Here is a 14322-nt window from a genome sequence, read left to right as displayed (position 1 = left end):
CGCTTTTTTCAGCCTTTTGACGTCACGACCGGGACCGTCTTAATTGTTACAAACGCGGGGCGCGCTTGTGACGTGGCCCTGCTTCCGCCATAAGCGGCGGCGATTGCGACCAGCTCTTTTCATCGAGGTCCGTGAATGCCCCGTCATCCCGTGCGTTTTCCGTTCGCCTTGCGCTTGTGCCTGGGCGCCGCGCTGTTGGCGGGCAGCGTCGCCCCGGTCCTGGCGGATGCGCCGGCCGACCCGGTGCTGGCGACGGTCGACGGGCAGCCGATCCACCTCAGCGACGTGAAAGAGGCCGCGCAATCCCTGCCGCAGGCGCGCAACATGCCGCCGCAGCAGCTCTATCCGATCCTGCTCGACCAGTTGATCGACGCGAAGGCGCTGCTGATCAAGGCCAAGGCCGCCGGTCTCGACAAGGACCCCGAGGTCCAGAAGGTCTTGCAGGCCGCGCAGGACCGCGCCCTGGAAACCGCGTACCTCTCCCGCCAGGTGCGGCCGCAGGTGACCGAGGAGGCGGTGAAGGCACGCTATGACGCTGAATTCGCCAATAAGAAGGGCGAGGAAGAGGTGCATGCCCGGCATATCCTCGTGCCCGACGAGGCGACCGCGAAAAAGATCATCGCCGAACTCAAGAAAGGCGCCGACTTCGCCGCCCTGTCGACCCAATACAGCAAGGACCCGGGCGCGGCGAAGCAAGGTGGCGACCTGGGGTTCTTCAAGAAGAGCGACATGGTGCCGGAATTTTCCGCCGTCGCGTTCTCGCTGAAGGACGGCGAGGTCTCGCCGGAGCCGGTGAAGACGCAGTTCGGCTGGCACGTCATCCAGGTGCTGGGCCATCGCACGGACCCGGTGCCGACGTTCGACGAGGAAAAGGACAGCCTGCGCCAGTCGATGGTGCAGGCCGCGATCCAGAAGGAAGTCACGAGCGCCCGTGACGCCGTGAAGGTCCAGCAGTTCAATCCGGACGGCTCGCCGGCCAAGGCGACCGATTCGGCCGAACCGCCGCCGGCGAAGTAACGCTGACCGAAACAAGGGAAGGAAATCATGGCTACCCCAGTCTCGCCGCTTGCCGTTGCGTTACCGGAACTCCCGCCGCTCGCGGGTGTGCGCCTGGGGTCTACGGCGGCGGGTATCCGCTATCAGGGTCGAACCGACCTTGTGATGATGGAGGTTGCGGCGGGCAGCACCGTGGCCGGCGTGTTCACGGCCAACAAATGCCCCGGCGCGCCGGTGGACTGGTGCCGTGCGTCCCTGAAGGGCGGCCGAGCGCGGATGGTGGTGGTGAACGCGGGGAACGCCAACGTCTTCACCGGCAAGGCTGGACGGGACGCCTGCGCGGCGACCGCGGCCGCCGCGGCGAAGCTGGGCGACTGCCAGCCGAGGCAGGTGTTCGTCGCCTCCACCGGCGTGATCGGCGAGGTGCTGCCGCATGAGAAACTGGTCGCCGCCCTGCCCCGCCTGCACGAAACGCTGACCGAGGACGGTTGGGAAGCCGCCGCCCGCGGCATCATGACCACGGACACGTTCCCCAAGGCAGCGACCCGTACGGCGCAGATCGGGGACGGCACGGTGCGGATCACGGGCATCGCCAAGGGCAGCGGGATGATCGCGCCCGACATGGCGACGATGCTGTGCTTCATCTTCACCGACGCCAAAATCCCGGCCGACGCGCTGCAGACGATGCTGAAAAAGGGCGTCGACGCCAGCTTCAACTGCACGACGGTGGACTCCGACACCTCGACGTCCGACACCGTCCTGTTGATCGCCACCGGCCAGGCGAAGCATCCGCGGATCCCATCCGCCGACGGCAGCGCCGCGCGCGGCCGCATGCTGGCGGATTTCAGCCGCGCGCTGAACGACCTGCTGCTGGACCTGGCCCTGAAGGTCGTGCGTGACGGCGAAGGCGCGCAGAAGCTGGTGCGGATCGACGTCACCGGCGCCAAGACCCCAAGGTCGGCGAAGAAGATCGCCATGGCGGTGGCGAATTCGCCGCTGGTGAAGACGGCGATCGCGGGTGAGGACGCCAACTGGGGCCGCATCGTCATGGCCGTCGGCAAGTCCGGCGAGCCGGCCGACCGCGACAGGCTTTCGGTCGGCGTCGGCGGCGTCTGGATGGCCAAGGACGGCGGCGTCGTGCCCGGCTATGACGAAGCGCCGGTGGTCGCGCACATGCGGGGCAAGGAGGTCGAGATCGCCATCGATATCGGCCTTGGCCGCGGCAAGGCGACCGCCTGGACCTGCGACCTGACGCACGGATACATCGACATCAACGGCTCCTACAGGAGCTGAGGCAGTCTCGATCGCTTCGCGGCGTGCGGCGGCTTCAAGAGGGGCCGCCCACGATCCGGCGGAAGGCGGCAGCGTGCGTTACCCACGGCGATACGGCTGCGTCGGCCGGACCTGGCGGATGACCTGGACGCCACGAGACCATATCGTCCGGATGGCCGCGGGCATGTTCGCTGTACAATCGCATGTGCAATCGACTTCTGCCGCGACCTGCCGACTGTCAGGAGATAGGAAAGAATTTCTTGTGGCATTTTGAAAAGTAAAGACATCTGCGTAAACGAAATGTACATTACAAATACGGCGATGCGCACAGATCTGTATCGGATTCGGACCAATCATGGTCGGGTGTTTCTATACCGGAATGGGGTTTTGGACGCTGCCGGGCGGCATTTTGCGTGCGGAGTCGGAATAAAATAGCCGATTTTGCGCCAAAATAGGATAGAAGTCTCGGCAGCGAAAGTTATCCACAGCACCATTTCGCCTGAATTGAGCATTGCCGGACGAATGCGGGCGTCCGCGGTTGCGCCGTCTGGGTCGGGCTGTTACCCAACCTCTCGTTCGACCGGTCGATTTCAGTCGTTACTTTATTAGGAGACCCCGCCATGGCGGCTTCAACGAACACCGGCAACGTGATTGGTTCTGGATCCGATTCCATCACGCTGAACATGGCCGAAGACCAGGCTCAGGGCACAGACGCCCAGTTCACGGTCAACGTGGATGGTCAGCAGATCGGTGGTGTTCAAACCGTAACGGCTTCGCAAGCCGACGGGCAGACCGAAGCCTTTACGTTCCTGGGCGATTTTGGTCCGGGGGCGCATAACGTTACGGTTTCTTTTGTAAACAACTTCATTTACCCAGGCCTGTCAGGGGACCGCAATCTGTATATCGACGGCGTTACCTATGACGGGCAGAGTATTTCAAACACGACGACTCCTATTTATGAAACAGCGCTGTTTCCTCCCAACTCGACCGAGGGCAACGTTTACGGGAACACAACGTTCAGCGTAAACGACACGACCGCGGTGCCGGCCGGGACCACGCCGGAGCAGACGACGACTCCGGCGCCGGTCTCGGTCGGCAGCGGACCCGATACGCTGGTGCTCAACATGGCCGAGGACCCGTACCAAGGCGATGCGCAGTTCACCGTGTCGGTCGACGGCAAGCAGATCGGAGGCACCCAGACCACGACCGCCGTTGTCGATCAGGGCCAGGCGCAGGAGTTCGACATCCACGGCGATTTCGGGTCCGGCAGCCACACGGTCTCGGTCGACTTCCTGAACGACAAGATCGGCGACTTCTATCCGGGAACGCAATGGGCGATCGATACGACCGATCGCAACCTTTACGTCATGGGTGCCAGCCTCGACGGCGGCACGCCCGCCTCGGGCGCACCGTGGGAATTGTCGAGCGACGGATCACACGATTTCACGGTCGTTTCCGGCGGCAACCAATCGGCGAACGCCGCGGCGGGCCTTTTCGCGTCGGATGGCGCGGCAGCGACCAGCAACAACCCGGCGATCCCGTCCGGCACCCTGGGCACGCAGACCAGCATGTCCTTCATCTCGTCGGACACCACCGGCAGCAGCACGGCATCGACGACCCCGACGGCCAGCACCGCGAGCTCCACGTCGGATCCGACCTCGAGTTCCTCGGGCACGTCCTCGGGCACGTCCTCGGGCAGCACCACATCGAGCGACCCCACGTCTTCGGGCAGCACGACATCAAGCGATCCCTCGAGCGTCTCCTCGGCCATGGCCAGCGCCGTGCCGTCGATCCAGGACGTCACCGGTTCGACGACGCCTTCCGCTCCGGGATGGTGGGACCAGCTGGCATCGTCCGGGCAGTCCGGCTGCAGCAGCCTCTGGTCGACCTACCAGCAGCAAGCCGGCCAGGTCGGAGGTTTTGCCCAACACAGCTAACGGTCCAGCTTCGGCGCGGGGATCCGCGCCGAAGCTTTCCCCGTCCGCTCTCACCCGCCACGCTGCCGCAGCACCGCATCGCGGATCAACGGCATGCGGTCATTGCCGAAATACATGTCGCCGCCGCCGACGAACATCGTCGGAGAGCCGAACGCGCCACGATTGATCGCCTCCTGCGTGTTGGCGCGCAGCTTGTCCTTGATCGGCTGCTGTTCGATCGCCGCCAGCAAAGCCGACGCATCGATCCCCAGACCGGCGCACAGTTCCGTCAGCACCGGCACCTGCGAGATGTCCTTGTCATCGATCCAGTACGCCTTGAACGCCGCGCGGGCGAAGGGCACCAGCTTTCCATCCGGCTCCAGAACGATGCAGGCCCGCATGGCCTTGACGCTGTTCACCGGGAATACGCTGGGCCGGTACAGGATCGGCAGTCCCAGGTGCCGAGCCCAATCCTGCTGGTCCTTTTTGGCGTATGCCTCTTTCGCGGGGACCGGCTTGTCGCGTGAGTTGTAGACGCTGGGATTGACGGCGTTGAACACGCCGCCCACGAGGAAAGGCCGCCACTCGATCGTGACCCCGATCTCCGCCTGCATCCGCAGCAGCGATTCGAAGGCGAAATAGGTCCACGGGCTGGAGCAGTCGAAGAAACATTCCACTTCGGCCATGATCGTCCTCCTTAGCGCGGCTTCACCGGGCGGGCACGCTGGTTGTACATGATCTTGGCCCGCCGCTCCTGCTCCTCGGGCGAAAGCTTCGACGTGTCCTCGGACAGGTCGGCGCCCGCCGCCATGCCCTTCTGCACGGCCGGGCGTGCCGCCAGTTCCTGCTGCCAGCGCTTGAAGTACGGGAACTCCTCGATATCCTGGCCCTGCGCGGCCCAGTTCACCGTCCACGGATAGCAGATCATGTCCGCGATCGTGTATGCGTCGCCGGCCAGATAGCGGCTGTCGTACAGCCGGTTGTTCAGAACGCCATACAAACGGTTTACCTCATCGGTGAAGCGACGCACGGCATAGGACTGGTCGCCCTGCTTATCGCCCAGGCGGCGGAAATGCCCGCATTCGCCGCTCTTGGGGCCTTGATTGGCCATCTGCCAGATCAGCCACTCGGTGACGGCGTATTTGCCGCGTACGTCCTGGGGATAGAAGCGGCCCACCTTCTCGGCCAGGTACATCATGATGGCGCCGGACTCGAACACCACGATCGGCGCCCCGCCGCCCGCGGGCGCGGTGTCGACCATCACCGGCATCCGGTGATTGGGGTTCATCTTCAGGAACTCATCCGAGAACTGGTCGCCGCGGCCGATATTGACCGGCACGATGCGATAGGGGATGGACGCTTCCTCCAGCAGGATCGTCACTTTCTTGCCGTTCGGCGTCGGCCAGTAATGCAGGTCGATCATGGCACACGGTTCCTCTCCAGGATTGGGCCGGATGCTACGCCCGATGGACCATCCCGCCAAACCGGCGCTGTTGACGGATACGAAGCCGGTTGGTCTGATGCCGCGACGCAACAGACCAGGTTCCTTCCCGTTGGCCGCCGACATCACACTCGTTCACAGCTCCGACCTTCATGTCGACGACGATCCGCATCAGGGACCATATGGGGAGGACGGGACGACCGGCCTGCGGGTCGTGCTGGAGGCCGCGCGGTCCGTCGATGCCGATTACGTCCTGCTGGTCGGCGACATTTTCGACAGCAACCGCCAGTCCCCCGCGCTGATCGCTCGCTGTGTCGAAATGCTGGCCGACGCGGGACGGAGCATCGTCGTGCTGCCGGGCAACCACGATCCCCTGACGTCGGATTCCGTCTGGAAGCGCGGCGGGCTGGACCGGCTGGACAATGTCGCCATCCTGGGCCTGACGCACGAACAGGCCATCCACTTTCCCGGCCATGACCTGGAAATGTGGGGTCACGCGCATGTCGACTATAGCGACATGGTACCGCTGCGCGATCCGCGCCCGCGCACGGCCCGCTGGCATATCACGCTGGCGCACGGACATTACGAGGATGACGGCGTCGTTCCCCTGCGTCCATCCTGGCTGATCTCCAACGCCCAGATCGACGCCACCCGCTCCGACTACCTCGCGCTCGGTCATTGGAACCGGGCGGCGGAGGTCGGGACGGGGACGACGGTGCCGGCGTTCTATTCGGGCTCGCCCGACCTTGCGCGGTCGGTCAACCTGGTGCGCCTGCGCGGCAACGGCACGGTGATCGTGGAGCGGATGGGGATCGAGTTGCCCGCGTGATGCCCACCGTCAGGGCTCGGCTCGACCGGGCCATGACGGGGAGAGGACGATAATATCGGACCCAACGTTACGATCCGGCGGACGTCAGTATTCGAACTGGTACGTCACCCCTACGCTCGCCGCGTCGGTGCCCTGGCCAGCGCCTGTCGCGGTGCTCTGGCCGGACCCGGCGGTCGCCTCCAGCTTCAGCCCCTTCGCCAGGTCCACCTGCACCGTCGCCTGCGGACCGCCGCCCGACGTGCCCTGCTTGGCGCCGACATACACCCCGCGGGCAACGTAGCGCCCCGCCTCCACCGTCGGGTTGCCGGAAGAGCCGCTGCCGACCGACAGGCGGTCCAGCCCGAGCGTGTTGCGCACGCTGTTGAGCGGATCGAAGCCGCCCGACGCACCCGACAGGCTCGCCAGCGCCGAGGCGATCTCCGCCAACTGGAACGGCGACAGCTTGGACGTGCTGGTTCCGAACAGAAGCTGTGCCAGGATCTCGTCCTGCGGCATGTCGGGCGTGCTGCTCAGGGTGATCTTGGGGTTCTTCGCGCTGCCGCTGACCGTCAGCGTCGCGGTGATCGTGGCGGTGGTCGAGGATGCAACGAACAGGATCGACGGGTCGGAGATGCCGGCACCGGTGAAGGACACCGTGCCCTTGGTGAAGTTCAGCGTCGTGCCGATGATCGACATCGTCCCGTGCCGCAGGTGCAGCCCGCCATCAGGCTGGGGGTCCGTGGCGGTCCCACGGATATGGATCGTGCCGCCCAATTCCGCGTCCAGTCCACGCCCGCGCACGAAGACCTGCTCCGGCGCCGAGAGCGTCAGGTTCAGTCCGATCGAGGACGGAGGCGCGGGCGGCGCCGGCTTCGGCGGCGGCGCGTTGGCGTCACGCACCGGCAGCACCGCGATCGACGGCGGCAGCTTGTCGGGTATCCGGATATCCGCGTGCAGCACCGTCAGCGTCCCGGCCGCCTCCAGGTTGCCTTTCACGTCGCCGCGCACGGTCAGGTCCGCGTTGATCAGCGCCGTCAGCAGGTCGCTGGCCAGTGGGCGCGCGTTGTTGGCGGTGAAATGAAGATCGACCGGCATCGCGCCGGCGAGACTGATCGTGCCGCTGCCCCCCAGCGTCCCCGGGCCCGCCTTGCCGGAGAAGCGGGACAGGCGGATCGTGTCGCCATCGGCTTCGATCAGCGCTGTCAGGTCCGACACATGGGCGCCTAGCGTGTAATCGACCACGTCGCCGTTTCGCAACGCGACTGTGCCGTTGGCCCGCGGCGCGGTTGCCGTCCCGGTCACCGTCGCGTTCACCGTCACCACGCCCCGTGCCCGGCGCCCTTCGGCGGTCAGGATCGGGTCCAGCATCGCCAGGTCCAGGCGCGCATTGGTGCGCAGGTTGAGCGGCCCGGTCGCCGACAGCGGCGCGGTGCCCGTCACCGTCACGCGGGTCTGCCCGGCGGTCAGGCGCGTGTCGACAAGGGCGGACGTGCCCTGCAGCGTCAGGTTCGCGTCAAGGTTGGCGGGTGGCAGCGCCTGTCCGGTGCCTTGCCGCATGTGCACCCGGTGCGCCGTCAGCTTGACGGTGCCTTCAGGACGGGACGACGTCCCGGTCAGCCGGACATCCGCCGCGATCGTGCCGTCGGCGGCCAAGGACGGATCGACGATCGCCCCCACGTCGGCCGGCAGGTTGCGCAGGCTCGCCGTCAGGTCCAGCGTGCTGCCCGCCTTTCCCGACACCATCAGCTCGGCCTGCCGGAAGCCCAGGCGCAGCCTGTCGATCGACACTCCGTCGGCGAAGGCGATCCGCGCAGGGGCAAGCAGGCGCAGGGTCTGGTCCTTCCAGGCGGCGTCCAGCTTCGCGAGCGCCACCGCCTGGTTTTGCGCATCCACCGTCGCGTTGGTGGCCAGGCGGACAGGGCCGCCGGCGACATCCGGGGCCTGGGCGGTGATCGCCGTCTCGATTGCGGTCAGCGGCCCTTTCGCCGTGACCTGCGCCGTGGCGCCGTGCACCGACGACGCGCTGATGCCGTCGGCCGTCATCGTGGCATCGATCACCGGGCTGTTCGCCAGGCCGGTGACGGTCCCGTCCAACGCCAGTTTCTGCAGCGCCGCGGTGCCGGGAACCGCCACATCCGACAGGCGCAGCGCGAGCCGCGCGGCCTGGGCGTCGGCGTTCAGCTTGACGTCCGCCGCCCCCGTCAGCTTGCGGCCCAACAGGGGTTCCAGGTCGGCCAGGCGCGCGAAGGTCAGATGCAGGTCCCCGGTCGGCAGCTTGGCCGACGGCGCCATCGCCGCCGTCCCGCCCCCTTGCAGCGATTTCCACGACAGGTTGCTCAGGTCGGCATGCAGCGTCCCGTCGGCGGCCCGTTCCGCCGTCAGCGCGACGGACAGCGGCGAATCGAGCAGCGTCCCGTCCGCCGTCACTTGCGCCTTGGGCGCGGACGGCAGTCCCGTGGCATCGATGTGCGCGACCACCTGACCGGAGTGATACCCTTGTGCCGTCACGTTCGTCGTGACGTCCGCATGCACCGCCAGGTCGGAAGGGCTGCCCTGGGCGTGGCCCGTGGCGTCGACCGAACCCGCGAGGTTCGGCTGGACCGCCGCCAGGTCTTTCAAGGAAGCGGACCAGTCCAGGTTGATCGCCTGCTGCGTCACGGTCCCCTTGGCGCCGAGCGCGACGGATTTCCCGGTGACCGCCAGGTTGCTCAGGGTGATGTCCTGGCCGTGCATCTTCGCCGCCAGGTCGATGGTCCCATTGTCGCCGATCAGCGCCGGCACGGGCGCCATGCCCCCGCTGATCGCCACGATGCCCTTGACCGACGCGGTCGAGGTGTCGCCGTCATGCGTCGCCGCCAGGTCCAGCGCGGCATGGCCCTGGACATCGGCGCCGCCGGCCTGCGCCAGGGGCGCCAGGTCGGGCAGGGTCAGGTGGGCCTGCACGCTCTGCGCCGTCCCCAGCTTCGCCGTGCCGACCAGGTCGATCAGCTTGTGCGCCACGTGGAACGTCGCCGGCCGGTCAGGCGTGTCGAGCGTCACCGCGGCATCCACCACGACCGGCGAGGCCGACAGCAGGTCGGGCTTCGGGCCGGGAACATGCAGGTCGTTGATCGTGGCGTGCAGCTCGACGTGGCCCTGGTTGCCTTTCACGTCGGCAGTCAGGGCGCCGATCGTCGTGCCGGGGGCGGACAGCGCGTCCAGCCGGATCGTCCCCGTGGCGTCCGGCCTGGTGAACGGTCCCTGGACATGGGCGTCGACCAGCACGCGCTGCCAGCCGATGTCCGGGGCCGGCTGCATCGCCGGCGCCTGGGCGTGCAGTGTCAGATTCGCGGCCTGGTGTACCGTGTCCACGGTACCGCTGGCATCGGCCGTCAGCGGACCGGCCGAGATGGCGACCTTCGTCCCCAGCGCGTCCATCGGTCCCTTGACGTCGGCCCGGATCGACACCGCACCCAGGTCAGGCAGCTGGCCGATCGTGGCGATCAGCCCCTTCGGCGGCTCCTGCGCCGTCACGCTGGCGGTGACGCCGGCGCTGGTCACGTCCGCGTCGGCACGATACGTCCCCGGCTGGTCCAGGCGCTTGACGTCGAGATGGACCGTGCCCTCGGTCAAGGTCCGCAGTTGGCCGGACCCGTTCAGCGCCAGCTCCGCCCGCGTGCCGACGACCGGGGCTTCGATCGTCGCCTTGTCGACCTCCAGCTTCGCGAGGTCGATCCGGACCGGCAGGGAAAACGACCCGCTGCTGGATGTCGTCTTGCTTTCCGAGACCGGGAGCCGGCTGACCGTGATCGTCTTTGCCGCCAATTGGTCTACCGAAACGACGCTATTCAGCAGTTTCAAAGGAGACCAATCCAGCGCCAGGCCGGTCACGGAGACATAGACGCCCTTGGCATCGGCCACGTCGATCCGGCCGATCCGCAAGGCGTCGGGGAAGCGGCCCGCCAGCCCCTCGATCCGCACCATGCCGCCGGTCAGGCTGGCGGTTTCACGCTCGATCAGGTGCCGGCCGTAGTCGATGTTCGCCAGGCCAAGCGCGGCGGCGACCGCGAGGACGGGCAGGCCGAGGAGGACCAGTACGACGATGCCGATCCATTTGGCCGCCCGGCGCATCAGAACGCCTCTCCGATGCCGATATACAGTTCGAACGAATCGCCGCCCGGTTCCTTGTTCAGCGGCACGGCGACATCGAGGCGGATGGGTCCGATCGACGTGTAGTATCGTGCGCCGACGCCGGCACCGGCATGCCACTGGCTGGAGAATGGCGACCCTGACGCGCTTACCTGGCCCACGTCCAAAAATCCCACGACGCCGAAGCTCTCCAGGAAACGCTGCCGGAACTCGACCGTTCCGGTCGAGATCGCGGTGCCGCCCGTCGGATTGCCGTCCGGGAATTGCGGCCCCAAGGTCTGGTAGCGATAGCCGCGTACGGTGCCGCTGCCGCCGGCATAGAAGCGCTGGTCCGGCGGCAGGCTGAACACGCCCGCGCCCAGGACCTTGCCCACCAGCCCGCGCAGCGCCAGCACGCTGCGCCCGTTGCCGGACAGGTCGAGATAGGTCGAGCCGGTGAGCTGGGTGATGAAGAACGTGGCGTCCGGCTGCCCCAGCGACTGCATCGGCGTCACGGACAGGGCCGCTCGGATTCCCCGCGTCGGCTCCAGCAGGCTGTTGGTGTCGTCGAAGCGCAGCGTCGCGGGCAGGCCGACGAGGTTATAGGTCCGCCTCACGTCTTCCTGGAGGATCGACTCCTGCTCGCCCAGGATGCCCAGGCTGGCGGTCCAGTGCTCGCTCAGCTTGCGGTTCAGCGCCAGCTTCTCGATCAGCGCCGTCTGGTCATAGGCCTGCAGGCTTTGCTTCACCGCGGTCAGGTCCACTTCCAGCGTCTGGTCGCGCGCCAGGAAATCGGGTTTCAGGAACTGCGCGCCGAACTGGTAGCCTGGCTTGGTGACCGCATTGCCGCCTAGCTGGTTCATCGCCGTCAGGTTCAACTGCTCGCCGTTGCCGAACAGGTTGCGGTCGTGCCATCCGGCGGACAACCCGATGCCGAGGTCGGTCGAATAGGACACCCCGAAATCCACCGCATGCAGCGGCCGTTCCGTGAAGTCGAACGTCACGGGGATCTGCCCTTGCGGGTCCAGATGGTCGGGCGTTTCCACCCGGACCACCGAAAACACGCCCAGCGAGGACAGGTCGGCACGGGCCTTCTCGATCGTGTCCGGGTTGTACCGCTCGCCCTGGTGCAGCAGCAGGCGCTTGCGGACAAAGGACTCATGCATGTCCTTCAATCCGGTCAACGTGATCGGTCCGATATCCGCCTGCGGTCCCGCATCGGGATGGAAGGTGACGTCCAACTGGTTGCGGTCCGGGTGCAGGATGGCGATCGGCGTCGGCACCTTGGCCAGCGGATAGCCGTCCCGCTTCAACGCATCCAGAAGCCGCCCCTGCGCCATCAAGACCGGCGCCGCCTCCGCGGGGTCGCCGGTCTTGATCTGCAGGTGCCCCGGCACGTCGGGCGGCACGGTCCCTTCGATCGACACTTTCCCCAGGATGAATTGCGGCCCCAGATCGAAGGACACCACCACCGGCACCGGGGGATTCGCCGGCGCGTCCTCGATCAGCGTCGGCAGGGTCGGGTCGTCCACCGGGTGGTTGTCGATCATCACCCGGATCGTCGCCTTGTAGTAACCATAGCTTTGCAGCGCCGTGGTGAAGCGCTGTTCGTCCTGCAGCGCGCGCTGCACCAGCGCGAAGCCGGCGACCGGCGCCGATTCCCGCAGCGAGATCAGGGTGGAGCTGCCGGTCAGCGCCGAATCCAATGCGCTGTTCCCGGTGGGCTTCACCGTCACTGTATACGGCTGCGGATCGGCTGCCCGTCCTTGTTTCGCCGGAATGACACCACCCAGAAGCATAACCGCGAACGCGATCAGGCGAATGTTGTCAGGACGGAAAGGCAGTTCAGCGTAGCGCATCGATTCTCTAGGTTTTGTCCCAACAACCGTCTCTCAACGGTCACGGTTGCGCCACTGTTCCGCGGCAGTGTTTGGATGTATCCGATAACGTCATGCTGGACACATCGAAGGCCGAACGAGCGAAGCGTGGGGGCCGTCTTGGACGCCGGCCGGCCCTGCTGCCCGATCCGGACCATCATCCAGGATTCCTTCTCCAACTGCCACAGGGCCGTGAAGGCTGGCTCGTGGCGCGCCGTGTCCGCGTCGCGCGCCGCGCATTGGCGGTTTTGGCCTGGACTTTGCCCTCGCTCCTGATCCAGGCCGTCTGCCTGCTGTTGCCCGGTCAGGCAAAAGTGACCTTCGCGCGCACTTATTGGGCCGTATTCGCGCGGCTGATCGGCATCGAGGTGCGGGTCATCGGCAAGCGTGCCGCCCCCAAGGATGGCCGACCGGTCATTTACGTGTCGAATCACTCCTCCTGGGTCGACATCCCGGTCACGGGCGGCGTGCTGGACGGATGTTTCGTTTCCAAGGCGGATGTCGCGCGCTGGCCCCTCGTCGGTGTGATCGCCAGGCTCGGCCGCACCGTGTTCGTCTCCCGCAGCCGGGTCGCCACGGGGCGGGAACGCGACGATATGCTGGCGCGCCTGCACGGCGGCGACAAGCTGATCCTGTTCCCGGAGGGCACCAGTTCGGACGGGTCGCGCGTGCTGCCGTTCCGGACCTCGTTCTTCGCGCTGGCAGAACCGCGCGGGCATGCCGATCCGTCGACGCTGCCGATCATCCAGCCGGTCTCGGTCGTCTATGACCGCCTGGGCGGCCTGCCGGCCGGCCGCGCGAGCCGGCCGGTCTTCGCCTGGTACGGGAACATGGACATCGCGTCGCATTTCTGGCGGCTGACGCAGCATATCGGGCTGCGGGCGACGGTGCTGCTGCACGCGCCGGTCGATCCTGCGCTGTTCCCGGACCGGAAAGCGCTGTCGCACGCAGTGTGGAAGATCGTCGCCGACGGCGCCTCCACCCTGCGCCAGAACCGGCCGGCCCAGCCGTTGGACGCCGCCGCCAACCCCGGCCCCGACCTGGCATCCTCGGGACCCGTGTTCGCCTGACCGGATTGGACCGGCACTTCAGGGCAATTGGAGCGAGGTTGGCCGGACCAATTGGCTCTGTATCCCGCCGCCCGAATTGGTCATCCTGCGGTCACATAGCACCCCAGGACAGCATGCCATGAACGACACGGTGGACCCCGCCTATCCCGTCACCAAGCGCAACAAGGTCGTCCGCCGCTACCAGCGCGGCTTCTATGACAAGAAGACGGTCCATGAGATCCTGGACGCGGCCATGGTGGCCCATATCGCCTATGTCATGGACGGGCAGCCCTTCTGCACCCCGACCGGCTTCTGGCGCGAAGGCGAGCATCTGTACTGGCACGGCTCTTCCGCCAGCCGGATGATCCGCTTCCAGTCGCCCGGCGTGCCGGTCTGCGTGACGGTGACGCATCTGGACGCGATCGTGCTGGCCCGCAGCGGCTTCCACCACTCGGTCAACTACCGCTCCGTCATGGCCTATGGCACGGCCCGCCTGGTCGAAGGCGAGGCGGAGAAGCTGCGCGCCATGGACGGCTTCGTCGACCGGTTCTTCCCCGGTCGCTCCGCCCTGCTGCGCCCGCCCTCGGCACAGGAGATCAAGGCGACAAGCTTCGTGGTGATGGAGATCGAGCAGGCTTCGGCGAAAATCCGCGACACCCATGTCGGGGACGAGGAGGAAGACTACGCCCTGCCGATCTGGGCTGCCCGCTACCCCGTCCGCCAGGTCGTGGGCGAGATGGAGGAATGCCCCCGCCAGCACCCGGACGCGACGATGCCGGAGGGCATGCGCGGCTACCGAACCGGCCGGACGCTGGATGACGTGCTGCTGGAAGCGGCCCGCCAATACGAGGATTGA

General features: G+C 66.7%; 10 protein-coding genes. 6 read left to right on the top strand and 4 right to left on the bottom strand.

The genetic code is table 11. From position 1 onward, the window contains the following. Positions 1 to 135: 135 nt before the first annotated feature. The 3 genes from VHB27_RS00915 to VHB27_RS00905 all read left to right on the top strand — a co-directional run bounded on the left by VHB27_RS00915 (position 136) and on the right by VHB27_RS00905 (position 4205). The gene (locus VHB27_RS00915; RefSeq protein ID WP_325596750.1) at positions 136 to 1017 is read left to right on the top strand and encodes a peptidylprolyl isomerase; all 882 of its coding nucleotides are present in this window, start codon (positions 136 to 138) and stop codon (positions 1015 to 1017) included. 27 nt (positions 1018 to 1044) lie between these two features. Beyond that, positions 1045 to 2289, top strand: coding sequence for a bifunctional glutamate N-acetyltransferase/amino-acid acetyltransferase ArgJ (argJ, locus tag VHB27_RS00910; protein WP_325596748.1), 1245 nt, complete (start codon positions 1045 to 1047; stop codon positions 2287 to 2289). A 599-nt stretch (positions 2290 to 2888) separates the two neighbouring features. Then, entirely contained in the window at positions 2889 to 4205 is a 1317-nt protein-coding gene (locus VHB27_RS00905; RefSeq protein ID WP_325596746.1) for a carbohydrate-binding domain-containing protein, read from the top strand. A 50-nt stretch (positions 4206 to 4255) separates the two neighbouring features. On the opposite strand, the gene VHB27_RS00900 is transcribed toward VHB27_RS00905, so the two are convergent. Then, complete coding sequence (locus VHB27_RS00900; protein WP_325596744.1) at positions 4256 to 4870, bottom strand: 2-hydroxychromene-2-carboxylate isomerase; 615 nt, start codon at positions 4868 to 4870, stop codon at positions 4256 to 4258. Positions 4871 to 4881: 11 nt separating this feature from the next. Then, a complete protein-coding gene (locus VHB27_RS00895) occupies positions 4882 to 5607 on the bottom strand; it encodes a glutathione S-transferase N-terminal domain-containing protein (RefSeq protein WP_325596742.1) in 726 nt (241 codons plus the stop codon). Positions 5608 to 5650: 43 nt separating this feature from the next. On the opposite strand from VHB27_RS00895, the gene VHB27_RS00890 reads away from it, so the two are divergent. After that, positions 5651 to 6454 carry a metallophosphoesterase family protein gene (locus VHB27_RS00890; RefSeq protein ID WP_325596740.1) on the top strand — a complete coding sequence of 268 codons (804 nt, stop codon included), beginning with the start codon at positions 5651 to 5653 and terminating at the stop codon, positions 6452 to 6454. A gap of 84 nt (positions 6455 to 6538) precedes the next feature. On the opposite strand, the gene VHB27_RS00885 is transcribed toward VHB27_RS00890, so the two are convergent. Both VHB27_RS00885 and VHB27_RS00880 read right to left on the bottom strand, forming a co-directional pair. Next, a complete protein-coding gene (locus VHB27_RS00885; RefSeq protein WP_325596738.1) occupies positions 6539 to 10543 on the bottom strand; it encodes a translocation/assembly module TamB domain-containing protein in 4005 nt (1334 codons plus the stop codon). Beyond that, a complete protein-coding gene (locus VHB27_RS00880; RefSeq protein WP_325596736.1) occupies positions 10543 to 12399 on the bottom strand; it encodes an autotransporter assembly complex protein TamA in 1857 nt (618 codons plus the stop codon). Before VHB27_RS00880 ends, VHB27_RS00885 begins: the two co-directional genes overlap by 1 nt. A gap of 92 nt (positions 12400 to 12491) precedes the next feature. On the opposite strand from VHB27_RS00880, the gene VHB27_RS00875 reads away from it, so the two are divergent. Further along, positions 12492 to 13487 carry a lysophospholipid acyltransferase family protein gene (locus tag VHB27_RS00875; RefSeq protein ID WP_325596732.1) on the top strand — a complete coding sequence of 332 codons (996 nt, stop codon included), beginning with the start codon at positions 12492 to 12494 and terminating at the stop codon, positions 13485 to 13487. A 118-nt stretch (positions 13488 to 13605) separates the two neighbouring features. Then, complete coding sequence (locus tag VHB27_RS00870) at positions 13606 to 14322, top strand: pyridoxamine 5'-phosphate oxidase family protein (protein ID WP_325596730.1); 717 nt, start codon at positions 13606 to 13608, stop codon at positions 14320 to 14322.

The sequence above is a fragment of the Rhodopila sp. genome, from assembly GCF_035548235.1.
In the GTDB taxonomy this organism is placed as follows: Bacteria; Pseudomonadota; Alphaproteobacteria; order Acetobacterales; family Acetobacteraceae; genus Rhodopila.
The sequence above is the reverse complement of the archived record's forward strand: the minus strand, read 5'-3'. Positions and strand labels throughout refer to the sequence as shown.